General features: G+C 58.3%; 23 protein-coding genes. 17 read left to right on the top strand and 6 right to left on the bottom strand.

The window, feature by feature from the left end; all coding sequences use genetic code 11:
* Positions 1-1,170, bottom strand: coding sequence for an aromatic ring-hydroxylating oxygenase subunit alpha (locus tag GKO01_RS01510; RefSeq protein ID WP_174694199.1), 1,170 nt, complete (start codon positions 1,168-1,170; stop codon positions 1-3).
* Between the two features lie 253 nt (positions 1,171-1,423).
* Here GKO01_RS01510 and GKO01_RS01505 point away from each other — a divergent pair, with 253 nt between their 5' ends.
* Entirely contained in the window at positions 1,424-3,874 is a 2,451-nt protein-coding gene (locus GKO01_RS01505) for a TonB-dependent receptor (RefSeq protein WP_099285373.1), read from the top strand.
* Positions 3,875-3,939: 65 nt separating this feature from the next.
* Here the strand turns inward: GKO01_RS01505 and GKO01_RS01500 are convergent, their stop codons facing one another.
* Positions 3,940-4,809 (bottom strand): ATP-binding protein, encoded by an 870-nt coding sequence (locus tag GKO01_RS01500; RefSeq protein ID WP_099285372.1) that lies wholly within the window; start codon positions 4,807-4,809, stop codon positions 3,940-3,942.
* A 119-nt stretch (positions 4,810-4,928) separates the two neighbouring features.
* Here GKO01_RS01500 and yajC point away from each other — a divergent pair, with 119 nt between their 5' ends.
* Positions 4,929-5,273 (top strand): preprotein translocase subunit YajC, encoded by a 345-nt coding sequence (gene yajC / locus GKO01_RS01495; RefSeq protein WP_099285371.1) that lies wholly within the window; start codon positions 4,929-4,931, stop codon positions 5,271-5,273.
* Positions 5,274-5,359: 86 nt separating this feature from the next.
* Here yajC and GKO01_RS01490 read toward each other — a convergent pair whose 3' ends face one another.
* Together GKO01_RS01490 and GKO01_RS01485 are read right to left on the bottom strand one after the other, a co-directional pair.
* Complete coding sequence (locus GKO01_RS01490; RefSeq protein WP_099285370.1) at positions 5,360-5,968, bottom strand: superoxide dismutase; 609 nt, start codon at positions 5,966-5,968, stop codon at positions 5,360-5,362.
* A 68-nt stretch (positions 5,969-6,036) separates the two neighbouring features.
* Complete coding sequence (locus GKO01_RS01485; RefSeq protein ID WP_099285369.1) at positions 6,037-6,909, bottom strand: NAD(P)-dependent oxidoreductase; 873 nt, start codon at positions 6,907-6,909, stop codon at positions 6,037-6,039.
* 80 nt (positions 6,910-6,989) lie between these two features.
* On the opposite strand from GKO01_RS01485, the gene msrP reads away from it, so the two are divergent.
* Positions 6,990-7,928 carry a protein-methionine-sulfoxide reductase catalytic subunit MsrP gene (msrP, locus tag GKO01_RS01480; RefSeq protein ID WP_099285368.1) on the top strand — a complete coding sequence of 313 codons (939 nt, stop codon included), beginning with the start codon at positions 6,990-6,992 and terminating at the stop codon, positions 7,926-7,928.
* A complete protein-coding gene (gene msrQ / locus GKO01_RS01475) occupies positions 7,928-8,530 on the top strand; it encodes a protein-methionine-sulfoxide reductase heme-binding subunit MsrQ (RefSeq protein WP_099285367.1) in 603 nt (200 codons plus the stop codon). The genes msrP and msrQ overlap by 1 nt, the downstream gene beginning before the upstream one ends.
* 30 nt (positions 8,531-8,560) lie before the next feature.
* Here the strand turns inward: msrQ and GKO01_RS01470 are convergent, their stop codons facing one another.
* Complete coding sequence (locus tag GKO01_RS01470) at positions 8,561-9,124, bottom strand: uracil-DNA glycosylase family protein (protein WP_099285366.1); 564 nt, start codon at positions 9,122-9,124, stop codon at positions 8,561-8,563.
* Positions 9,121-9,729 carry a LabA-like NYN domain-containing protein gene (locus GKO01_RS01465; RefSeq protein ID WP_099285365.1) on the bottom strand — a complete coding sequence of 203 codons (609 nt, stop codon included), beginning with the start codon at positions 9,727-9,729 and terminating at the stop codon, positions 9,121-9,123. The genes GKO01_RS01470 and GKO01_RS01465 overlap by 4 nt, the downstream gene beginning before the upstream one ends.
* Before the next feature lie 201 nt (positions 9,730-9,930).
* Between GKO01_RS01465 and rpoZ the strand changes: the two genes are divergently transcribed.
* The 13 genes from rpoZ (at position 9,931) to bamA (ending at position 23,601) form a co-directional block, all read left to right on the top strand.
* A complete protein-coding gene (gene rpoZ, locus GKO01_RS01460; protein ID WP_099285564.1) occupies positions 9,931-10,326 on the top strand; it encodes a DNA-directed RNA polymerase subunit omega in 396 nt (131 codons plus the stop codon).
* A 36-nt stretch (positions 10,327-10,362) separates the two neighbouring features.
* Entirely contained in the window at positions 10,363-12,660 is a 2,298-nt protein-coding gene (locus GKO01_RS01455; protein ID WP_099285364.1) for a RelA/SpoT family protein, read from the top strand.
* 4 nt (positions 12,661-12,664) lie between these two features.
* A complete protein-coding gene (gene acpS / locus GKO01_RS01450) occupies positions 12,665-13,126 on the top strand; it encodes a holo-ACP synthase (protein ID WP_099285363.1) in 462 nt (153 codons plus the stop codon).
* 9 nt (positions 13,127-13,135) lie between these two features.
* Positions 13,136-13,951 carry a signal peptidase I gene (gene lepB, locus GKO01_RS01445; RefSeq protein ID WP_301272315.1) on the top strand — a complete coding sequence of 272 codons (816 nt, stop codon included), beginning with the start codon at positions 13,136-13,138 and terminating at the stop codon, positions 13,949-13,951.
* Positions 13,948-14,682, top strand: coding sequence for a ribonuclease III (rnc, locus tag GKO01_RS01440; protein WP_099285362.1), 735 nt, complete (start codon positions 13,948-13,950; stop codon positions 14,680-14,682). The genes lepB and rnc overlap by 4 nt, the downstream gene beginning before the upstream one ends.
* Positions 14,683-14,707: 25 nt before the next feature.
* Positions 14,708-15,595, top strand: coding sequence for a GTPase Era (gene era, locus GKO01_RS01435; protein WP_099285562.1), 888 nt, complete (start codon positions 14,708-14,710; stop codon positions 15,593-15,595).
* Between the two features lie 114 nt (positions 15,596-15,709).
* Positions 15,710-16,450, top strand: a complete 741-nt coding sequence (gene pyrH, locus GKO01_RS01430; RefSeq protein WP_099285561.1) for a UMP kinase — start codon at positions 15,710-15,712, stop codon at positions 16,448-16,450.
* A 68-nt stretch (positions 16,451-16,518) separates the two neighbouring features.
* Positions 16,519-17,085, top strand: a complete 567-nt coding sequence (gene frr / locus GKO01_RS01425; RefSeq protein WP_062033538.1) for a ribosome recycling factor — start codon at positions 16,519-16,521, stop codon at positions 17,083-17,085.
* Between the two features lie 8 nt (positions 17,086-17,093).
* Complete coding sequence (gene uppS / locus GKO01_RS01420; protein ID WP_264815901.1) at positions 17,094-17,861, top strand: polyprenyl diphosphate synthase; 768 nt, start codon at positions 17,094-17,096, stop codon at positions 17,859-17,861.
* Entirely contained in the window at positions 17,858-18,688 is an 831-nt protein-coding gene (locus GKO01_RS01415; protein ID WP_099285360.1) for a phosphatidate cytidylyltransferase, read from the top strand. Before uppS ends, GKO01_RS01415 begins: the two co-directional genes overlap by 4 nt.
* Positions 18,681-19,907 (top strand): 1-deoxy-D-xylulose-5-phosphate reductoisomerase, encoded by a 1,227-nt coding sequence (dxr, locus tag GKO01_RS01410; RefSeq protein WP_099285359.1) that lies wholly within the window; start codon positions 18,681-18,683, stop codon positions 19,905-19,907. Before GKO01_RS01415 ends, dxr begins: the two co-directional genes overlap by 8 nt.
* Positions 19,900-21,000, top strand: coding sequence for an RIP metalloprotease RseP (gene rseP, locus GKO01_RS01405; RefSeq protein ID WP_099285358.1), 1,101 nt, complete (start codon positions 19,900-19,902; stop codon positions 20,998-21,000). Before dxr ends, rseP begins: the two co-directional genes overlap by 8 nt.
* A 180-nt stretch (positions 21,001-21,180) precedes the next feature.
* A complete protein-coding gene (gene bamA / locus GKO01_RS01400) occupies positions 21,181-23,601 on the top strand; it encodes an outer membrane protein assembly factor BamA (RefSeq protein ID WP_099285357.1) in 2,421 nt (806 codons plus the stop codon).
* The last annotated feature ends 49 nt before the right edge of the window (positions 23,602-23,650 follow it).

The following is a 23,650-nucleotide window of genomic DNA, read 5'->3' as shown; positions in this document are numbered from 1 at the left end:
TCAGGATTGTGAAACCTGCTGTTCTGTAGGTTTGTCGGCTGGAACGCCGCATCGGGCCAGAAGCCGGCGCAGCATGTTGATGACTGGGAAGACTTCCTGATTGCGGTCGCCGCCCTGTTCGTTCCACGCCGCCTGTTCCAGTTCCACGATGTCCCGGTCTTCTTTGAAAATCCGCTCCGTGAACGCAACGAGGAACGGCCACGCGATGTCCAGAACCAGCTTCGCCTTCGGGCGACGGATCGAAAGCAGTCCGAAGACGCGGCAGGTCTTCTGGTCCGCATCCTGCGGGACATAGACAATCCACAGATCCATGACCGGCGGTTCATCACCCGTGGCGATGCGCAGTGTCTGGTACGGATATTCCGTCCGGATCGTCATGACGTCTTTATGGGCGTATTTCTCGCTCGCATCGCGGCGCTCGCCGAAAATAAACGTCTCGCCCCAAGGCTGCTTGCCGCCGGTCCGGGCAAAGCTGTAGCGTGCCTCGACCAGCGTTGGCTCATCTCGCCCGCCCAGAAAGCGCGGTTTCATCTGGCCCATCTGTTTCATGTGCATGAACTGATGGTTCATATCCATCAGATTTTCATGCATGAAACTGTAATGACATGCGACCGTCTCGCCGAAGCGGCGTGTCTTGTATTCGGGATTGCCGACCGATCCCATCTGCGGAAACGGCACGCTCTCGGCTTTCGCGGGATCACCCGGGAAAATGAAAATCAGCCCGCCTTCCTCGCGGCACGGATAGGTCCGCACGCCGTTTGGCAGCTTGCCCTTGCCCAGATACGGTACGTCGATGCACCGCCCGGAGCGTCCGTAGGCCCAGCCGTGATAACAGCACTGAACCGCTTCACCGCTGACCTTGCCCAGACTGAGCGGCACCTGACGATGCGCGCACCGGTCTTCTAGCGCAAACACGCTGCCATCCATCGGGCGCACGAGTGCGATCGGCTGTCCGGCATAGCGCGTGCCAATCGTCTTGCCGCGCTTGAGTTCACGAGACCATGCGACCGGATACCAGTAGTCGGGGTTGGACAGGACGCGCCGTAGATCTCCTGTCTTGCGGACCACATCCTCCACAGGAGAATATTCGCCGATATTCGGGTCGATCACCCGATCCGTGTCCGAAGGAGAGTTTTCGGCAGCAGAAGAGACAGAAAGCGTCTGCGACATGAGTATCCTGATCCGTGATGAAACCGCGACATTGTCTTGCTAAGGACAAACCTAACAGGCAAAGCCCCACCACAGGAAGCGATCATTCACTCTCACAGAGCGCGTCTTTCCCGCAACATGCGGCACAAAAACCACCTTTTTCGTGTCATTGAAACATCATCTAGCAATGCTGGTGCTTTCCGCAGTGTGCAGGCACGTTTAGGACACCGCTTCCCAAAGTTCACAAAACCCAGATTCCGGAGTTTCGTCCACGGTGCGAACCAGATCCCTGCTGCTGTCCTCCATCGCACTGTTCGCAGTTCGCCAGTCTGCTCTGGCGGCAGGGCATCAGCCTCTTCCGGCAGCTGATGATGCTTCACCGGTGTCGGTCTCTGCACACCCGGCGAAGCATCATGCCCCAAAAGCAGCTCCGAAAGCTGTTTCTGGCGCATCTGCACGGAATGGCGTGGAGCGCGCCGCACCGGCCCGTCGCAAGACCGAGGCTCTGGAATCCCGCGCGACCGAAAGCGTTGCCGTCACGGGACGGCAGCTGACGGGTCGTGACGCCGAGCAGGCTGTCTCAAAAGCCATCATGCGCCAGTACGTCCCCGGAACCAGCGCCTACAAGATGCTGGATCGCACGCCGGGTGTGAGCTTCACCTCCACCGATCCGTTCGGCATCGACAGTTTCGGCGCCAATCTTTACGTCCGTGGCTTCTTCATGAACCAGATGGGCGTGACGGTGGATGGTGTTCCCCTGAACGATCAGACTTACCAGTCCGTCAGCGGCATGAGCCTGGCCTCCGCCATTATTCCAGACGACATCCAGTCCATGCGGATGTCGCAGGGCGCAGGCTCGGTTGAACTGCCCTCCATGAACACGCTGGGCGGGACGATCCAGATCGGCTCTTCGGACCCCGACGACAAACGCGGCGGCAAGGTGAGCCAGTCCTTTGGCAGTTATGGCTCCTACCGCACTTATGTGCGGCTGGATTCCGGCAAGTTGAACCAGACCGGTACGAAGCTCTACACCTCCTATGCCCGGACCGACGAAGGTATGTGGATGGGCAGCGGCGACCAGTTCATGCAGCAGGTCGATGCGAAGCTCGTACAGCCGATCAACGAACGCAGCCGCATGTCCGCTTTCTTCAACTGGTCCAGCCTTGCCCAGTGGAACTATCCCGATACGTCCATCGGGATTCTGAAGAATCTCGGCTGGCGCACACCGCATCTTTATCCGAATTACGCGCTGGCTTACGGTATTGCCAACGGCACGCGCCCTTATCCGGCGGGTTATGATAGTGTTCCGGGTATCGATGGCTCCAATATCGCCATGTATGATGGCGGTCAGGCCGAAACCAATTACATGGGCGGTCTGCATTTCGACCTTGCCCTCACTGATCATCTAACCTGGAACAGTACGATCTACGGTCATAGCCAGACTGGCTATTACAGCTATACCGACAGCGACCCCGACGATCAGGTCGAGGGTGGTGCGCCTCTGTCCGAGGAAGTCTGGCAGAACCGTCAGGAACGCTACGGCTTTGATACCAGCCTGCGTTACAAATGGGGCCGCCATACGATCGAAGGCGGCGTCTGGTACGAAAACAATAACCAGCAGGCCGGGCTCTTCAATTACCGCGAGCCGATTCTGGGGCAGGGCGCACCACTCAAGGCCGTTGGGCCCTATGGCGTTTATGGTCCGGCCTATCTGGAAGGTTACAACTTCCAGTGGAACACCAACGTCATGCAGTTCCATCTTCAGGACAGTATCCAGCTTGCTGAAGGCCTGATCCTGCATGCCGGTTTCAAGTCCATGACCGCCACCACATCCGGCGGCGCACAGTATAACAATGCTGACTGGACGGGTGCGGACGCCCTGCCGAACGGATCACTGACAGCGTCTCAGGCCTTCCTGCCGCACATCAATCTGGACTGGCATATCAACCGCCACCACGAGATCTATGTGGACGTGGCCGAAAACATGCGCGCCTATGAAGTCTCGGCTTATGGCGTGGCAAACTCGGTCTATTCCGTGCAGGATCAAGCGACGTTCCAGGCGCAAAAGAAGTCTCTCGAACCCTCAAAGGCCTGGGTCTATCTCGGTGGCTATCGCTATTCGTCCAAACTCCTTCAGGTGAATGCGACCGTCTATCACGCTAGCCTGATCCACCCGATTTTGGCCGCTGCCGTAGGCTCCCTGACCAATCCGGTTTCGCAGGTCATTGATTTCGGGCATATTTCCATGACGGGTGCCAATGGTGACATCACCATCACCCCGATCGATGGTCTGAGCATCAGCAACAATCTGAGCTACAACAAAGGCACCTACGACCGGAACGTCGATACGGTCGGCGGCTATTACGCGCTGGCGGGCAAGAATATCGTCAACTATCCGGCATGGATGTACAAAACATCGGTTGCCTATAGCTGGAAGGGTATGACGGCGCATTTCGATGCGAACTACTATAGCCGCCGTTACTACAGTTTCATGAACGACACATCGATCGGCGGTTACTGGCTGGCTAATGCCGGTGCGCAGTACCGTTTCGGTAAGCTCAGCGTTCTCAAAGATGTCACGGCGAGCTTCAACGTCTATAATCTGTTCAACACCAAATACATCTCCATGATGGGTGAGAACGACAACCCCGCCGTGGGCGATTATCAGTCCATGGAACGCGGCCCCGTCCGCGAATTCTTCGGCACCGTCAGCGCCTCTTTTTGAAGCTGGATCATTAAAAAAAGCGGGGTTTAAGCCCCGCTTTTTTTAATGGTGAGAAAGATCCGCTTTCAGTGCTGCGGAATACCCAGTTCCGCAGCCAGATTGCTGATGAACTGCGAGGCTACGCGGCCGGACCGGCTGCCGCGTGCCATGGCCCATTGTAATGCCTTGCGTCGCAGGTCCTCACTGGAAACCGGCAGCTTATAGTACGCCGCATACGCCTCCACGATCGCCAGATAATCGTCCTGTGTTGCGCCATACAGCCCGATCCAAAGGCCAAACCGGTCCGAAAGCGAGACCTTTTCCTCAATCGCTTCGGATGGATTGATCGCGCTGCCCGTCTCGTTCTCGATCATCTCCCGCGGCATCAGGTGACGCCGGTTTGACGTCGCATAGATCAGGACGTTCTCTGGCCGACCGCCGATGCCACCATCGAGCACGGATTTGAGAGATTTGTAGTCCGCGTCCTGACTTTCGAACGAAAGGTCATCGCAGAACAGGATGCAGCGACGCTGCGTGGTCCGCAGAACGGCCAGCAGTCTGGGCAGGGAAGCAAGCTCGTCGCGCTGGATCTCGATCAGCGCCAGTGTTCCGCCCCCCTCCGCCCGTTGTTCCTCGTTCACTGCCGCAACGGAGGCTTTCACGAGCGAGGATTTCCCCATACCGCGCGCGCCCCACAGCATCACATTATTGGCGCTGAATCCCTCGGCAAAATGCCGTGTATTGGCCATTACCTGATCCATCTGCCGCTTCACACCCTGCAACAGCGACAGAGGAACGCCAGAAACTTTCTCCACTGGCGTCAGCACACCCAGTGCGGCCTGCCAGAGAAAGGCGTCGTGTTTGTGAAGGATATCTGCGCTCGGCGGGGGCGGACTCATGCGCTCCAGACTGGCGGCAATACGTTCGAGAGCGCTGAGCAGGGCGTGGTCGGTCATGGAAAAGGGTTCCGCTCTGAAAGAAGTTGAGATCAAAAGACATCGGCGCCACGCTTGACGGGCAGCCCCCGGACGATATGGTCCCCGCCAGCTTCACTCAAGACTGGACCCTGACATCCATGAGCAGTCTGTTCATTTCTTCCGCCCAGGCCGCCGATGGTGGTGGTCTGCTCTCCAACCCGCAGGTGCTTCAGTTCGCCCCGATGATTTTCATCTTCGTGGTGTTCTATTTCCTGCTGATCCGTCCCCAGCAGCAGCGCGCGCGCAAACTGCGTGATGAGCAGGGCTCCCTGCGTCGCGGTGACCGGATCGTCACAGCAGGCGGCATCGTCGGCGTCGTGCAGGCGACCCGCGATGACAGCGATGAAGTGGATGTCGAGATCGCTCAGGGCGTGCGCGTGAAAATCGTTCGCAGCACGATCACGAATATTACGTCGCGTGAAAAGCCAGCCAACGATTCCTGAACTGGAACTTGCAGAGCCGTTCACGAAAAAGCCCCGCCCGGAAAACCGGACGGGGCTTTTTTTGATCTGATGAACCCGAAAAGGGATCAGGCAGACTTCAGTTCAGCTTCCGCAAATTCGTAGTTGGCGAGCTTGTCCAGAAAGTTCGTGACATAGTCCGGACGGCGGTTGCGGAAATCGAGGTAGTAGGCGTGTTCCCAGACGTCGAGGCCAAGCAGGGCCTTGCCCTGACCTTCGGCCAACGGGTTGGAGCCGTTTGCCGTCTTTGTCACGGCAAGCTTGCCGCACTTGTCCAGTACCAGCCAGGCCCAGCCGGAACCGAACTGCGTCGTGGCGGCCTGTTTGAAGAGCTTCTTGAACTCTTCGACGGAGCCGAAATCTTCAGCGATCTTCTTTTCCAGACCAGCCGGAATCTTGCCGCCCGTCGGAGACAGATTCTTCCAGAACAGGATGTGGTTCCAGTGCTGGCCCGCATTATTGAAGACCGGAGCGATCTCGGGCTTGCCGTAGGAGAACGTAATGATCTCCTCAAGCGTCTTGCCTGCGAGTTCCGGCTTGCTCTCCACGAAATCGCTCAGAGCCGTGACATAGGCCTGATGGTGTTTGCCGTGGTGCAGTTCCAGCGTTTCCTGGCACATGCCGGCATCGGCAAGAGCATTTTCGGCGTAGGGCAGGGTGGGAAGTTCAAAGGCCATGATGTCACTCCTTGGCAGAATAAGGCGAGGTGACCGCCCTTAGAGACGGCCGCTCCCGCGTATCGTTCTCATTTATGAGGAAGATTGGCAACGCTGTGTTCCATCGCACCGATGAGAGCAGAGTAATCCTCATCTGCATGCAGACGGTTTGAAAGGGCCAGTGCCTGATCGGCAACAGCCATGCCCGGCATGAACGCGCCGACCTTGCGACCGGCATCCAGCAGAAGTCCCATGTCCTTGGACATGAGGCGCGTGGGGAACTGCGACGGGAATTCCCGGTTCTGGCCCATCTTCAGCTTGCGCTTGTGATGCGGACTGACGACCGCCACCTGTTGCAGCGTCTCGAACACGACATCGCGGTCCAGTCCGGCGGCAAGACCGTAAGACACGCCTTCGGCCACGATATTGAGCGTGGCCCCCATCACACCGTTCACAACCAGCTTCAGGCGTGCCGCAGAACCCGCTGGGCCAGCATGGATCGTCAGTTTGCCGATGACGTCCAGAACCGGCTGGGCCCGCTTTACCACAGCCTCATCACCGCCCACCAGCATGACCAGATCGCCGCTCTCGGCTTCTGGCGTACTGCCGGACATAGGAGCATCGAGCAAAGAAAAACCGTGTTCGACGGCAAGTTTTGCAAAGGCGTCAGCCTGATCCGGCGAAACCGTGGATGTATCGAGGACAAGCTTATCAGCCGTCAGGGCTGCAAGCGCGCCATTCTCGCCAGACAAAGACTGGTTTTCCGCTGCATCGTTCGGCACGCAGAAAATGATGATCTCGGCGGCTTCGGCAATTGCGCGGGGTGAGGGCAGCATCTCCGTCTCGTCCTTGCCGCCTGAAGGCGCGAACGCCACAACCGGGTAGCCAGCCTTTCGCAGATTGGCGCCCATACGCTGAGCCATCGCGCCGTAGCCGATAAAACCGATTTTAGGACGGGACATGGATACTGGCTCCTTATGATGCGTTACGACAAACTCACGCATCATAGGTGCCAGAGTTTCTCAAAGTCCGGAAATTGATCATGGCACTTTTTCAGTACCCCAGACCCAAGCCGTCCGAGATTACGCCGAAAGAAGCCTATCTTTCCCGACGGGCCCTGATCGGCGGTGCCGCAGCCCTGAGCGCGCTTGCCACTACGGCAAAGGCTGCCTCCCTGCAAACACATCCCGGTCCATATTCCGGCAATCTGACGCCGACGCCACACGAAGACGTGACTCATTATAATAATTTTTACGAGTTCGGGATGGGCAAGGCCGATCCTGCGGCTCGCTCCCAGGATTTCCATCCGCTCCCATGGACGTTGGAAATTACAGGCCTTGTCCGCAAGCCCGTCCGTCTGGATGTCGAGCAGCTTCTGCGTTCTGCGGCGATGGAAGAGCGTATTTACCGTATGCGCTGCGTCGAGGCGTGGTCCATGGTCATTCCGTGGGACGGTATTCCGCTTGCGAGCCTGCTGAAGGATGCCGATCCCGATCCGCGCGCCACCCATGTCGCTTTCGAGAGCGTTCTGCGCCCGTCGGAGATGCCCGGACAGAGCGATGGTCTGTCGGGGATTCAGTGGCCTTATGTGGAGGGTCTGCGTCTGGATGAGGCCATGAATCCGCTAACGCTGCTTGCACTCGGCGTTTATGGCGAAACGCTTCCGAACCAGAATGGCGCGCCTATTCGTCTGGTCGTTCCGTGGAAATATGGTTTCAAGGGCATCAAGTCCATCCAGCGCATTCGTCTGCTGGATCACGAACCGCCGACGACATGGAACCGTCTCGCCTCGGATGAATACGGCTTTTATGCCAACGTCAATCCGCAGGTCGATCATCCCCGCTGGAGTCAGGCGACAGAGCGCGTCATAGGCGCACACTCCCTGTTCGGCGCCACACGACAGCCGACACTGATGTTCAACGGATATGGCGAACAGGTGGCGGATCTGTATCGCGGCATGGATTTGCGGAAAAACTTCTGATGTCCTCAGACCCTGCGTCCGCCTTAAGAGCCGTAAAACGACACTGGCGCGTCATTCTGTATCCGATCGGCATGATGCCGGCTGCATGGCTGGTCTGGCAGGGGCAGCATGGGGAGCTTGGTGCCGATCCGGTCAATGTGTTCGAGCGGTCACTGGGCCTCTGGGCCTTCCGCTTTCTGCTGGCCTGTCTGGCACTGGCTCCGCTGAAACGCTTTGCGGGCATCAACCTGCTCCGATACCGCCGCCTCACCGGACTACTGGCGTTTTTCTACGCCAGTCTGCATGTGTTGGCCTATATCGGCCTGGATCACGGCTTCGACTGGGGTGTCCTGTGGACTGACATCACGCACCGACCCTTCATTATTCTCGGGATGAGCGCGCTGGTTCTGCTGGTCCCACTCGCGCTGACCTCGAATGCGTTTTCCATGCGCCTGATGAAGCGTCAATGGAAGGTGCTGCACAGGCTGATCTACCTGGCCGCAGTGCTGGCGGGCATCCATTTCTTTCTGTCGTTTAAAACATTGAATGGTGTGTCAGCGCCCTATCTTGCTGGGCTTGGTGTGTTGTTAATGTCCCGGTTTCTGCCGCAAAGACCCAGATAAATGGGCTTTGCCGCAGAAACCGTTAGATTGTCAGATAACAGGACGCAGTGCTGCGCGGATCTTGGGCGCAAGTTCAGTCAGTGCGGAACGACGCTGTGCCATCATCTCGGCTGGAAATGGTTTGGTCGGGAAATGACATCCATCGGCCAGAAGTAGGCCATCGGGAAGATGGGTAATTTCACCGGGCCGGAAATCAAGGCGAGACAGAGGAATGCCGCATGCTCCCAAAACTGCAATATGCGCGCTGATTCCGAGTGTGAGTACAAGCTTTAGTCTGGGCATGCTCTGGAGTTCGGTACAGAGCGCGGTGCTGCAGGCTTCGAGTTCGGACGGCAGCGCCAGCGGTTGCGGCGACAGAGGCTGCATGACGCTGGTAATTCGGCCCAGAATGGCTTCTGGGCCGCCAGCATCGGCGTCGAAAACGATGCTGTTGGCGTCCAGAAAAGACGCCAGTGTTTCTGTAGCACCTTCCGGATCAAGGCAGACAATCAGCATCTCGGCTGAAAGCGGCCCCGTTCCTGACCGGCCGCCTTCTAGGAAGGTGGGGATGGGCGGAGGGGCGGAGATTGTTCCGGTAGAAGCCCGAAGGGTCATGAATCGCTGGTCTCGTCACTGTTGATGTCGGCAGGATGACGAACTGGCCCCTGTCGGGGAAGATTGCGGGGTTCAGCCTGACGCCGTGTAAACGACGGCGCGATGTCGGCCAGTTCCACGAACAGATCCGCCTGGCGCCGCAGATCGTCTCCGATCATGGGCGGGGTCGAGCGCATTGAGGAAATGACCGTAACCCGAACACCGCGCGCCTGCGCCGCCTCTACGGCGCGGCGCAGATCGGAATCGCCACTTATGATCACGGCGTGATCAAGGCGGCCCGCCTGTTCCAGAAGATCCACTGTCAGTTCGACATCCATGTTTCCCTTGATACGCCGTCTTCCTGAATGATCCGTAAACTCCCGGGCAGTTTTCAGCACGAGATGATAGCCGTTATAGGAAAGCCAATCAGTCAGGGGGCGCAGGGGAGAGTAGTCTTCCGTCTCGGGCATAGCCGCGTAATAAAAGGCGCGCTGGAAAAGGCACGCATTCTCAAACAGCTGACGCAGGTTGCGGAAATCGACTTCAAAACCCAGATTGCGAGCTGCATGGTGGAGGCTGGCGCCGTCGATAAAAAGGGCAGTGCGTTCGTTCTGGCGCAAAAGCATGTGTGTAATCCTGAGTATATAAAATATGTTGCCCCGTGCGACAGGGGCCGACGCTGCCCTCCGATGGGAAATGGGCTTGGAGGCACTCGGGTTCAATTCTGAAGGTAGGGCAGGCGCCGATTGCATTCGCATGAACTGCATGTTATTGCCAGCGTTCTCTCTTATTTTATTCTTTTGTCTTACCCGAAGGGGGCCTGTCGCATGGCGCGCGTAACCGTCGAAGATTGCATCGAGAAGGTTTCTAACCGTTTCGAACTGGTCCTGCTGGCCGCCCAGCGTGCCCGTGGCCTGTCACGTGGTGAGGAAATCCGTCTCGATCGTGAAAACGACAAGAATACGGTCGTCGCCCTGCGTGAAATCGCCGAAGACAAGGTGAGTCTGCCCGTTCTGCGCGAAGGCATCATCCGCTCTCTGGCGCGCGCTCCCGAGCCGGAGCCCGTTGACGAAGAAGTGCTGGATCTGATCCCGACAGACCAGAATATCTTTGGCCTGCAGGATGTCTCGACAGAAGAAGAGCATGCTCACATGGCCGAGAATATGTCTGCTGACGAAGCTGCTGCCATTGAAGCCGAACTCGGTGGTCGGGGTCGTCGCTGATCTCTGCCCGCGTTCACTGAAGGGAGGATATGCTTCATGCCTGATGCAGCATCTCCTCCGACTACGTCCCCGCCTGTAGCAAGCGGAGATTTCAAGCCGTCCATCGCCGGACTGCTGCGACGAATCGAAAGCTACGATCCGTCAGCCGATCTCGCGCAGATCGAGGCCGCCTATGATGTGGCGGCCAACGCCCATAACGAGCAGCGTCGCGATAATGGCGACGCCTACATCACGCACCCTATTGCCGTCGCCAATATCCTTGCGGGTTTCCGCATGGATGCGACCTCCATTATGGTGGGGTTGCTTCATGATACTGTCGAAGACACCGGCGTTTCCTGTGACTCCCTGAAAGCCCGCTTCGGTGAAGACGTCGCAGCGCTCGTTGACGGGGTAACGAAGCTGACGCGGCTCGAACTCCAGTCCGACCGCACCAAACAGGCCGAAAATTTCCGCAAGCTGGTTCTGGCCATGTCGCGGGATATCCGCGTTCTGATCGTCAAGCTGGCTGACCGTCTGCACAATATGCGCACACTTCATTATGTGCAGCGCACGGACCGCAGGCAGCGTATCGCCCGCGAGACGATGGACATCTACGCGCCGCTCGCTGAGCGCATCGGTATGGATCGCGTCAAGACGGAGCTTCAGAACCTTTCTTTTGCCCAGCTCGAACCTGAAGCCGACGCGACAATCCGTGCGCGTTTGAACTTCCTGCGGGGGCAGGGGGCGGACGTCATTGAGCAGGTCCGTCAGGAACTGATGGCCCTGTGTACGGAAACCGGGATCGACAGGGTCGAAGTTACGGGCCGCGAAAAATCGCCCTATTCGATCTGGGAAAAGATGCAGCGTCGGAACGTGGCGTTCGAGCAGCTTTCGGACATCATGGCCTTCCGCCTGCTCGTTCCCACGCGTGACGCCTGTTACATGGCGCTCGGGGCTATCCATGGCGCCTATCCGATGATCGCCGGGCGTTTCAAAGATTATATCTCGACCCCAAAGGCCAACGGCTACCAGAGCCTTCATACCGGCGTGACCCTGCGCCATCCGCGCAACCAGAAAATCGAAGTTCAGATCCGCACTGCCGAAATGCACGATCTGGCTGAAAACGGTGTGGCGTCTCACTGGGCTTACAAGGAACATGCAACTCCCAGCGAGCGCGAGGCTGCGGCCCTGTCGTCAGCCTTTGGCGCGCCGACTCGTAAGTTGCGCTGGGTGCAGGATCTTCTGGAAATCCTTGAGGACAGTCAGGCTCCTGACGAATTCCTCGAAAACACCAAGCTGGAACTCTATCAGGATCAGGTTTTCTGCTTCACCCCCAAGGGGCAGCTGATTTCCCTGCCACGTGGTGCCACTCCCGTCGATTTCGCCTATGCGGTGCACAGTCAGGTCGGTGATACCTGTGTTGGCGCCAAGGTGAATGGACGTCTGATGCCGCTGCGGCATGAATTGCAGAATGGCGATCAGGTCGAAATCATGACCGCCCGTGGCGGTACACCGTCGCCGTCTTGGGAGCGCTTCGTCGCAACGGGCAAGGCCCGCGCCCGTATCCGGCGTTTTGTGACGCAGCAGCAGCGGCAGGGCCATATCGACAACGGTCGTGCCGCCATCGCCAAGGCTTTCCGTCAGGAAGGCGTGGACGGTTCCGAAAAGGTGCTCGACGGCATCCTCAAGGAACTTCGTCAGGCTTCGGTCGAAGATCTATACGTCTCGGTCGGCAATGGCCAGCTTGGCCCCAAGGATGTCGTCAATACCGCTTATCCCGAACTGCGTCAGAGCGTTCGTGCGCCCCGGATGGTGCCGGGTCTATCGCCCCGTTTCGGGCAGTCCCTCATGCTGGGATCGGGGCATGGTACCCCGAAAACATCGGCGCATTCCGGGAGCACGATCAAGGGAATCGGTTCGGGGATTGCCATCAGTTTTGCGGGCTGCTGCCGCCCCCTGCCGGGAGACCCGATCGTCGGCATTATCGCGCAGGGCAAGGGCGTCACTATCCATAGGCGTGGCTGTCAGAACCTGTCCAGCTTTGCCGATACGCCCGAGCGTTTCTTGGAAGTGGACTGGGATTACGAAGCCCTTGGCCGTCGTCAGGGCGCCGAGCCCTATACGGCCCGGCTGTCGGTGGTGGCTGCCAACGAACCCGAAGTTCTTGCGACCCTGACGAACGTGGCCGCAAAGCACAATGGCAGCGTCCTCAACCTCAAGATCGTAAACCGCCAGCTCGATTTCATGGAAATTCTGGTGGATCTGGAAGTGAAAGATCTGCGTCACCTCTCGTCCATGATCGCGGCCTTCAGAACGGCTGTGGGCGTCATGCAGGTCGAGCGCGCCAAGGGGTGATTTCATGATCCTCGGAATGGGGACGGATCTGTGCATGATCTCGCGCATTGAGAAAAGCGTTGACCGCTTTGGCGATCGCTTTCTCAAGCGCGTTTTCACCGAAGCGGAACGCAGTTATGCCGACCGCCTTTCGGGCGCGGCGCGCATGGGCAGCTACGCCAAGCGTTGGGCCGCCAAGGAAGCCTGCGTCAAGGCGCTAGGGACCGGATTTGCCCAAGGGGTCCAGCTTCAGGATATCGGGGTCTGTAATGGCCCGAGTGGTGCTCCTGAATTGCAGCTCTCCGGAAGAGCAAAGGAAGTCCTGCATCAGTTGACGCCTGCGGGACAGAGCGCCCAGCTTCTGGTCAGCCTGACGGATGATCCTCCGTTTGCACTCGCGCAGGTCATCATACAATCTGTTCCGTCGGGGCTGTCTGGACAGTCCGGGCCGATTGAAGCGCTCGCCAACGCCGCCAAGCTGCGTTAAGAGCGTCTGATGATCAAGGAGAACAGACCCGTGCAGGGTTCAGAAAGTACGGGTGACAAGCCCGCACACCGCGAAGAGACGCTTGGCGAAAGCATCCGTTATTTCTGTGTGCTGCTGCTGGCGGTGTTTGCCGTGCGCTCTCTCGTGGTGGAGCCTTTCAACATCCCTTCCGGCTCGATGATCCCGACGCTCCAGATCGGCGATTTCGTTCTGGTCTCGAAGTTCAGCTACGGATATTCCCGCTTTTCCTTTCCGTTTTCGCCAAACCTGTTCAGCGGCCGGATTTTTGGTTCCGAACCTCATCGTGGTGATGTTGCGGTCTTCCGTTTCACGCGTGATACGTCCGTGGATTACATCAAGCGCATCATCGGTCTGCCCGGGGACCATATTCAGGTCACCGGAGGGCATCTGATTCTGAACGGAATCGAAGTTCCCCGGACGCCGCTTGGTCATTACAAGGTGCTGGATGAGAACAACCGCCTCCTCAGTGGTGAGCTCTATCGTGAGAGCCTTCCCGGCAGCGGCGGACGTCCGCCGGTTGAGCATGATATTCTCAAGCTGACGGATGACGGTTTCGCAAACGACACACCGGAATATGTGGTTCCGGAAGGATCGTTCTTCGCCATGGGCGATGACCGCGACGACAGTGCTGACAGCCGTTTTCAGGGGGATGGCCCGGACGATCTCGGGTTCGTGCCCATGCAGAACCTCGTTGGTCGTGCGCCGATCGTTCTGTTCTCGATGGATATGCGTCATCCCGCATGGCAGTTCTGGTATTGGCCGACCGAAATCCGCTGGAACCGTTTTCTGCATCTCGTCACATGAAGCTCTCCTCTACAGACGCCCTTGCGTCGATGCAGGCTGCTCTCGGGCATGATTTTGCAAAGCCTGAACTGCTGAGCGAAGCCCTGACCCATCGCTCCGCTGTTTCTGGTCGCGATCCCCGTCGCGCGCGTCGCAGTCAGCGACCCAAGGGCACAGGTTCGAACGAGCGTCTCGAGTTCATCGGGGATCGCGTTCTGGGTCTGTTGATGGCGGAATGGCTTTTAGAACGCTACCCGGACGAACAGGAAGGCGCACTCGGGCCGCGTCATGCCCATCTGGTGTCCCGCACGGTTCTGGCTGAAATCGCCGATCAGGTCGGGCTTTCCGGCTGCCTCCAGATTTCCCCGCATGAGGAAGATGCCGGGATCCGGCGTCTATCCAGCATCCGGGCCGATGCGATGGAGGCTTTGCTGGGGGCGCTGTATCTGGATGGCGGTCTGGAACCGGCGCGTCGTGTGGTCCGCCAGTACTGGCAGCACCGGCTCGATACTGCCGACCGGCCGCACAAGGAGCCCAAAACCCTGCTACAGGAATATATGCTGTCACAGGGTCTGCCGCTTCCGAATTATGAACTCCTGTCTTCGGATGGTCCCTCCCATGCGCCCGTTTTTCGCGTCAGTGTGACGACGCTCGGGCAGACGGGAACGGGAGAGGCCGGCAGCAAGAGGCTGGCAGAAACGGCAGCGGCAACCGCCCTGCTGAAACGTCTCGGTCAGAATGTGGCGTCCTGAGATGTCATCAACAAAGGATCAGAACATGACCACGCGCTGCGGTTTCGTGGCTCTCGTCGGGGCTCCGAACGCGGGGAAATCCACCCTGCTCAACCGGATTGCCGGAGCCAAGCTGTCCATCGTCAGCCCCAAGGCGCAGACGACCCGTTTCAGGACGCTGGGCATCGTCATGCAGGACAATGCCCAGATCATCCTCGTGGATCTGCCGGGTATCTTCAAACCGCGCCGTCGTCTCGACCGGGCCATGGTCAACGCTGCCTGGTCGGGATCGCAGGACGCGGATCTGACGCTGCTTCTGGTGGATGCGAAGTCGGGTCTGCGCGAGGACGTCCGCGAAATCATTGCGAAACTTGCGGAGAGCAAGGGCCGAATCTGGCTCGTTCTCAACAAGACGGACCTCGTGGAGCGCGGCGAACTGCTTCCCCTCACGCAGGAAATCGGCGGTCTAATCAGCGTGGAGCATGTCTTTATGCTGAGCGCGCGTTCAGGCGAAGGCGTGAACGACCTCATGACCCGTCTGGCGACCGAACTGCCGGAAGGTCCGTTCCTGTATCCTGAAGATGACCTGACCGACCTGCCGGATCGCCTTCTGGCTGCCGAACTGGTTCGCGAGCAGATCTTCATGCAGACGCATGAGGAAATTCCCTATCAGGCCACGGTCGAGACCGAGAGCTTTAAGGAACGTCCGGACGGTTCGGTGCGGATCGAGGTGACGATTTATGTGTCCCGTCCCGGACACAAGGCCATTCTGATTGGCGAGGGCGGTCACAAGATCAAATCCCTCGGGGCACGGGCGCGAATGGAGCTTCAACAGCTTCTCGACCGCAAGTGCCATCTCTTCCTGAACGTCAAGGAGCGTGCAGGATGGGACGAGGAAAAGGCCCGGCTTCGCGCCATTGGTCTGGACGACTGAAAAACACAGGTGCCGGAGCGTTTGAAATCCGGCATCCTGACATCGCTTGTTCCAATCCCGTTGCGTCTGTATGACGGGCGCAAATCAAGACACCACATCCAGCCGGAGACGGGCATGACGATCGAAAACCCAGAACAGAGCTCCTCCTACAAACGTGTCCTGCTCAAGGTGTCCGGCGAGGCGCTGATGGGCGATGGACCGTCAGGAGTCGATCCCGCGATGGTGGACATGGTCGCCGCCGATATCGCTGAAGTGCGGGCTTCGGGCGTGGAAGTCTGCCTCGTCGTCGGAGGTGGTAATATTTTCCGCGGTCTGGCCGCTGCTGCCAAAGGCATGGATCGCGCGCAGGGTGATTATGCCGGCATGCTGGCAACCGTCATCAATGCGCTGATGCTACAGAATGCGCTGGAGCGCCGTGGCATGGAAACGCGCGTCATGACCGCGATCCAGATGGCCTCGATTGCCGAGCCCTATATCCGTCGTCGTGCCGTGCGCCACATGGAGAAGGGCCGGGTTGTCATTTTTGCAGCCGGTACGGGCAATCCGTTCTTCACAACGGATACGGCGGCCGCTCTGCGTGCCAACGAGATGGAATGTGACGCGCTCTTCAAGGGGACGCAGGTGGATGGCGTTTATTCCGCCGATCCGCGCCGTAACCCGGATGCCCAGCGTTACGACCGCCTGACCTATCTCGAAGTTCTCGCCCGCGATCTGAACGTCATGGACGCTGCGGCCATCAGTCTGGCCCGCGAAAACAGATTGCCCATCGTGGTTTTCAACATGCATGCTCCTGGCTCTTTTAGCGCGGTCATGCGTGGGGAAGGGCGTTTCACCAAGATTATCGAAGCGGACTGATCTTCGCATTTTCAACGAAATCTTCAGGCTTTGTCCTGAGACCAACGTCGAACTGAAAGGAACAGCTCATGCCTGCTGACCTGAATGACCTCATCGCCGATCTGACCCGCCGTATGGACGGTGCGATCGAAAGCCTGCGCCGCGACCTTTCCGGCCTGCGTTCGGGCCGTGCCAGCCCAAACCTGCTGGAGCCGGTTCGCGTCGAAGCCTACGGCTCCGAGGTGCCGCTGTCACAGGTCGGCTCCATCGCCGTTCCTGAGGCCCGGATGCTGACGGTTTCCGTCTGGGACCGCACGGTCGTTGGTGCCGTCGAGCGTGCCATCCGCGACAGTGGTCTCGGCCTCAACCCGTCCACGGACGGCCAAACAGTCCGCGTGCCCATTCCGGCCCTGACCGAAGAGCGCCGTAACGAACTCGCCCGTGCCGCTGCCCGCTATACCGAGAACGGTAAGATTTCCGTCCGTGGCGTACGTCGCGACGGTATGGAGCAGACCAAAGCGCTGGAAAAGAAGAGCGAGATCAGTCAGGACGATATGAAAACCTGGACGGATGCCATTCAGAAGCTGACGGACCAGTACATCAAGAAAGTGGACGATATCTTCGCGGACAAAGAACGCGAGATCAAACAGGTCTGATTGCGCATTTGCCCTTAGGATCTTTTCCCCGCTCTGAAGGCACGGTCTCCTCTCCCGCCGGGGGAGGAGCGAACGCTGTTCCCGTCCATGTCGCTGTGATCATGGATGGAAACGGCCGCTGGGCACGTGCGCGCAGACTCCCGGTGATCGCAGGACACCGCCAGGGTGCGGAATCCGTGCAGAAATGCGTCCGTGCGGCTATCCAGCAGGGTGTGCGTTACCTCACGCTCTATGCATTTTCTTCCGAGAACTGGCGGCGTTCGACGAAAGAAGTCGGGGATCTGACGGCTCTGCTGCGCTTTTATCTGCGCCACAAGATCAACGAACTTCATGCGCAGGGTGTCAGACTGCGGATCATCGGCGAACCGGAGCGGTTCGAAGGGCCTCTGCGGGAAGAACTCCGTCGCGCTGAAACCCTCACGCTTCACAACACGACGCTGACCCTCACGCTCGCGTTGTCCTATGGAGGACGTGCGGAAATCGTACAGGCCGCCCGCCGTCTCGCTGAAGATGCTGTTGCAGGCCGGATTACACCTGACAGCATCACTGAAAACACGCTTCATGATGCGCTTCAGACAGCAGATATGCCTGATCCCGATCTGGTAATCCGGACCAGCGGCGAATGCCGGCTGTCCAATTTCCTGCTCTGGCAGAGTGCGTATGCCGAGCTGATTTTTATGGATGTGCTCTGGCCCGATTTTGGTGAGTCAGAATTTCTGGATGCCCTGTCACGTTTTGCCGGTCGTCAGCGCAGATTTGGTGGACGCCCCGCATGAGCAGTGCTTCAGCACGCTGGTCCGATCTGAGATTGCGTCTTCTATCGGCCGCGGTCCTCGTGCCGATTGCGGCTTTCTGCATCTGGCGCGGTGGTCTGGTCTATGATGCCCTGATCCTGCTGGCGATGTTCGGTCTGGTCTGGGAGGGCGAGACGCTCATTCGCCAACCTCTGAAAACGTGGCGAGGCGGTCTGCTGCTCGCCTGGCCCGTGATTGCTGGCCTTGCTGCCCTGAAAGGGGAGTGGAGCACCGCCTTCTGGATGATCTGGCCCACGCTGATTTTTGGCTTTCCTGCTAGCGTTCCTGTCATAATCGCCATTGTCGGGGGCCTGTCGCTTCTGTGGCTACGTCATCTGCCTTTTGGGATGGCGTCCGTTCTTTTCGTTCTGTCCGTCGTGATTGCCAGCGACAGCTTCGCGTATCTGACAGGTCGTGTTTTTGGTGGCCCGAAGCTGGCTCCGTCCATCTCTCCGGGCAAAACCCGCTCCGGCGCGATCGGAGGGCTTCTTGGAGCGTCTCTGGCAGGTGGGCTTGTTGCGTGGCTGGCTGTGCCGGGAACGCAAATCGGCGGTCTGATCTGCGGTGCGGTTTTGGGAATTTTTTCCCAAAGCGGGGATCTTCTGGAAAGCGCGGCCAAACGTCGGTTGGGCGTGAAAGACTCAGGACGCCTCATCCCCGGGCATGGCGGCCTTCTAGACCGCTTTGACGGCCTTCTTGCTGCGGCTCCTGCCGCGGCACTGTTATCGCTTGCGGTGGCAACGCAGCCTTTTTGGTCCATCCTTCCTGCACATTTACCTACTTCTTACGGGAGTTCTTCGCATGACTGACGGTTCTGCACGGTCCACACGCCGTCGCATCACAGTGCTGGGCAGCACCGGCAGTATCGGAACCTCCACAGTCGATCTCCTCGCGCGGATCCCGGATGAGATCGAGGTCCGGGCGCTGGTCGGAGGCTGCAACGCGGCTCTTCTGGCCGAGCAGGCACGTCTTTTGAATGCTGAAGTGGCCGTCCTACATGACGAAAGCCGTCACGATGAACTGAAATCCCTGCTTGCAGGCACTGGCATCCGGACTGCGGCCGGTCGTCAGGCCGTGATCGAAGCCGGTGCCATGGAAGCCGACTGGACCATGGCTGCGATTACGGGCGCAGCGGGTCTGGAGCCCACACTGGCCTCCGTTCGCAACGGACATGCCGTGGCGCTCGCTAACAAGGAAGCGCTCGTCTGTGCGGGGGATGTCATGCTGCGTGCCGTCTCCGAAGCTAAAGCCACCCTTCTGCCCGTCGATTCGGAACATAACGCCATCGCCCAGTCTCTGGGTGGCTGCGATATGGAAACCGTTGAAAAGATTATCCTGACGGCGTCCGGCGGCCCGTTCCGTCAATCGACGCTTGAAGACATGCGTGCAGCCACCCCGGAAAAGGCTCTGAAGCATCCGACATGGTCGATGGGCGCCAAAATCACGATCGATTCGGCGTCCATGGCCAACAAAGGTCTGGAAGTCATCGAAGCCGCACGTCTGTTTGGTCTGACCGAAGACCGGATCGACGTTCTGGTTCATCCGCAGTCTGTCGTGCATGGTCTCGTGCAGTTCCGGGATGGCAGTCTCGTCTCGCAGATGGGCTCTGCCGATATGCGTATTCCCATTGCCCACACGCTCGCTTGGCCCAAGCGGATGGAGACGCCTTGCGGACGTCTGGATCTGGCCGCCTATGGCCGTCTGGAGTTTGAGGCGCCAGATGAAGTGCGGTTTGCCCCGCTTCGCCTTGCCCGACAGGTTCTGCGAGCAGGCGGCGCGGCCCCAGCCGTGTTTTCTGCTGCCAACGAAGTCGCCGTCGAGGCCTTTCTGAACCGCCGTATCGGATTCCTCGGTATTGGCGAGACGATCGATGCTGCCCTTCAGGCCATGACTGAAAATCCCGAGCTCAAAAGTCTGGATGACGTCCTGCACTGGGATGCGCGAGGGCGGGAGCTTGCCGAGGCTCATATCCTGCGGACCAGCGGACATCTGCGAAACCACCTCAGCGAGGCCGCTCTGAATGCATGATCTTCTGCGGACCATTCTGGCCTATGTCCTGATTCTGGGCATTCTCGTTTTCATCCACGAACTCGGGCATTATCTGGCGGCGCGCTGGCGTGGCGTGAAGGTCGATACGTTTTCGATCGGCTTCGGCCCTGCACTCTATCGCTGGCATGACAAGTCCGGTACCGAGTGGCGCATCAGTGCCATTCCTCTGGGTGGCTTCGTCAAACCGCACGGGTTTGAAGGCCCCGAAGACGCGACCGAAGAACAAAAGGCCGCGTGGATTCCGGGGCGGACGTTCCACGACAAGCCGGTGGGATCACGGGCCATCGTTATTCTGATGGGGCCAGTCTTCAATTTCCTCTTCGCCATTCTGGCGTTCACGGTGCTGTTCGCAGTCATCGGCAAGCCAGAGATTCGCGGTGATGTCTCGCAGGTTGTCGTGGGAAGTCCTGCGGATCATGCAGGCGTCAAACCGGGCGATGTGATTACCCGGATTGGCGAGACCCACATCCTCGGAGCCGAAGATGTGATGGCCAATGTTGCCTCTCATCCGGGGCAGCAGACCGTGCTCGGCATCCATCGCGGGACTGAGGATCTCAGCCTGCCCGTCACGTTCGATACCGTGAAAAGCGGCGGCCACGAGATGGGCAGCCTTGGAATTGCGTTTGGCATTTCCCGTGGACATCCCGTTTCGCTTCCTTCGGCGTTCATCATGGGCATCGAGGAAACCTGGGACAAATCGGTCATGACGTTGCAGGGCGTCTGGCAGATCGTCAGCGGTCAGCGAAGTGCGAGGGAACTGGGAGGTACGATTCGCATCGCACAGCTCTCGGGACAGGTCGCCAGCTACGGTCTGGCCAGCATCATTTCCTTTATGGCGCTGCTTTCGATCAATCTTGGTTTGATCAATCTCTTTCCAATTCCAGTGCTCGATGGTGGCCGTTTGGTCTTTTATGCCTGCGAACTCGTTCGCGGCCGCCCGGTTTCGCGCCGGGTCCAGGAGATCAGCATGCAGGTCGGAATGGCGCTGATCGGCGCTCTTTTCCTCTTTTCGACATTCAACGATCTGACCAATATCGGACTGTTTCACTGGATCTTTCACGCAGTAAGCTAAATATTCTGAAAAGACTTGTGATACAGTTGAACACGTCAGGGCATCTTGCGCGGGGCAGGGGTTATCGGATACCTCGGCCAGTGGCGTAACGTGTCAGTCGCCTGCAAAAAATATGTTACAAGGAAAGCCGGTTTGTCAGGATCACGGTCAAGAGGTTCCCGGTCTTCGAACACGCGTCTGATGCTTCTTGCATCAGCCTGTCTGCTGCCGGTCGTCCTCGGAACAGCTCAGGCGCGTTCCGTTCGTCATCAGGCCCCGGCATCAGCCCCCGGCGGAAACATCATCCAGGCGATCTCGGTCAAGGGAAACACCCGGATCGAGACGAGCACGGTGCTGTCCTACATGGTCGCCCAGCCGGGTGATACGTTCAATCAGGACGACCTCGACCGTTCTCTGAAGACGCTTTACGCTACCGGCCTGTTCAAGGACGTCACGCTACACCGCGATGGCAATACGCTGCTCGTGGATCTCGTCGAGAACCCGATCGTCAATCGCATCGTGTTCGAAGGCAATCATGCGCTGAAAGACGAGGATCTCCGTAAGGAAATCAGCCTGCGTCCTCGCGCGGTGTTCTCGGCGGAAACCACAGCGGCCGACCGCCAGAAGATCCTGAACCAGTATGCCGGTAAGGCTCGCTTTGGCGCGACCGTCACGCCACAAATTGTCAAGCTGTCCCATAATCGCGTTGATGTGGTGTTCAACATCAACGAAGCGCAGCAGACACTGATCAAGAAGATCGTCTTCGTCGGCAATCATGCCTTCAGCGAAGCACGGCTTGCGCAGGTTATCTCGTCCAAAGAGTCGAACTGGTACCGGTTCTTCTCATCATCGGATGAATATAATCCAGAACGTATCAAATACGATGCAGAGCTGCTGCGCCGTTTCTACCTGCACAATGGCTTTGTAGATTTTCACATGGTCGATGCGACGGGTGAACTCGCTCCAGATCACAAGTCTTTCTACATCACCTTCACTGTTCACGAAGGTGACCGTTATCGTCTGGGTAAAATGGATGTCCGCTCCAGCGTGAGGCATGTGACGCCCGAGATGCTCCGTCCGCATGTCGAGCTGTTTCCGCATCAGATCTATGATGGCACGGCTATCCAGAACAATACGAAGAACATGCAGGAATGGCTGCAGGCTTCAGGCCATCCATTCGCCATGGTCCGTTCGGAAATTGCCCGGAATCCAGAAAAGCATGTTGTTGACCTGCTGTTCGACGTTACAGAAGGCCCGCATGTGTATGTCGAGCGTATCGACATCAACGGCAACACCATCACTCATGACGACGTAATCCGCCGGAACCTGCCGATGGCGGAAGGGGACCCGTATACCCCGTTCGATCGCAAATATTCCAAGCTGGGTCTTCAGGATCTGGGTTATTTCAGCTCCGTTTCCGTTGATCAGACGCAAGGCTCCGCGCCCGACCGCGTCAACGTATCCGCAAACGTGGTCGAAAAGCCGACTGGCGAATTCTCGCTGGGTGGTGGTTATTCAACGGACGTCGGCATTCTCGGTAACGCCTCGATCAAACAGCATAACCTGCTCGGAACGGGTGTGGATGCTGGTATTTCGGGAACAGTCGCCTATTACGAAAAACAGGCCGACATCTCGATCACGGATCCGTACTTCCTGAACCGCAATCTCGTGGCAGGTGCAGATTTCTACTTCATTCAGAACAACTATCAGACGTATCAGAGCTATAAGGAATCCCAGTACGGCATGAGCCTGCGTCTGGGCTATGCTTATAACCGCTACCTGTCGCAGTCTTGGAACTATACTCTTGTCGATCGTCAGGTCGGTAATTTCTACGATGCTTCTGCCGTGGCAGAAGATCCAAGCCTGATCCAGTGGGTGCCATCGATCTATGTCCAGCAGTCTGCTGGCTGGTCGTTGTTGTCACAGCTCAGCACGTCCATAACCTATGATCGTCGTGACCAACGGGCAAAGCCGCATTCCGGCTATATGTTTAAGGTTGGTGGCGATTTCGCAGGTCTGGGTGGCAACTCCAAATATGCCCGCGTTAAGGCTGACGGTGCCTATTACCTTCCGCTCGATGACCTGACCGGAAACCATGATTGGACGTTCCAGTTCAAGGGTGGCGTCGGCTACATGGGCGACTGGAGTTCTAACGGGAACCGCAACATCATCGATAACTTCTATCTCGGTGGTCAAAACCTGCGAGGCTTCCTTCAGGGTGGCGTCGGACCGCGTTCAGGCCATCTTAAAATCAACGGCGTTTATATTCCGGCTCAGGGACAGGAAGATCTTCTGGGTGGTCGTTTCATGTATACGGCCTCCGCACAGCTTAACTTCCCGCTGCCTATGGGGGACGATCTCGGGATTTCCGGTCGTGGCTTCATTGATGCCGGTAGTCTCGCGGGTGTGCGCGTCAAGCATCTTTACACGAACCGTACGAATGACGGGGATAACTATACCCCGATCACCGGTGACAATCTGATCCCGCGTGTTTCCGGCGGTCTTGGTGTGTCGTGGAAGAGCCCATTTGGCCTCGTCAACATCGATGGCGCCGTGCCGATCCGCAAAGAACATGGCGACCGTCTGTATCCGCTGCGTTTTGGTTTCGGCCAGCAGTTCTGATCTGCGCGAACCTTTTGCCATCCTGTTTTCCAACCCCTTGCCAAGAGGT

This window comes from Gluconobacter kondonii, from assembly GCF_002723995.1.
Classification (GTDB): domain Bacteria; phylum Pseudomonadota; class Alphaproteobacteria; order Acetobacterales; family Acetobacteraceae; genus Gluconobacter; species Gluconobacter kondonii.
Note: the sequence above shows the minus strand (reverse complement) of the source record. Positions and strands in the feature narration are given on the sequence as shown.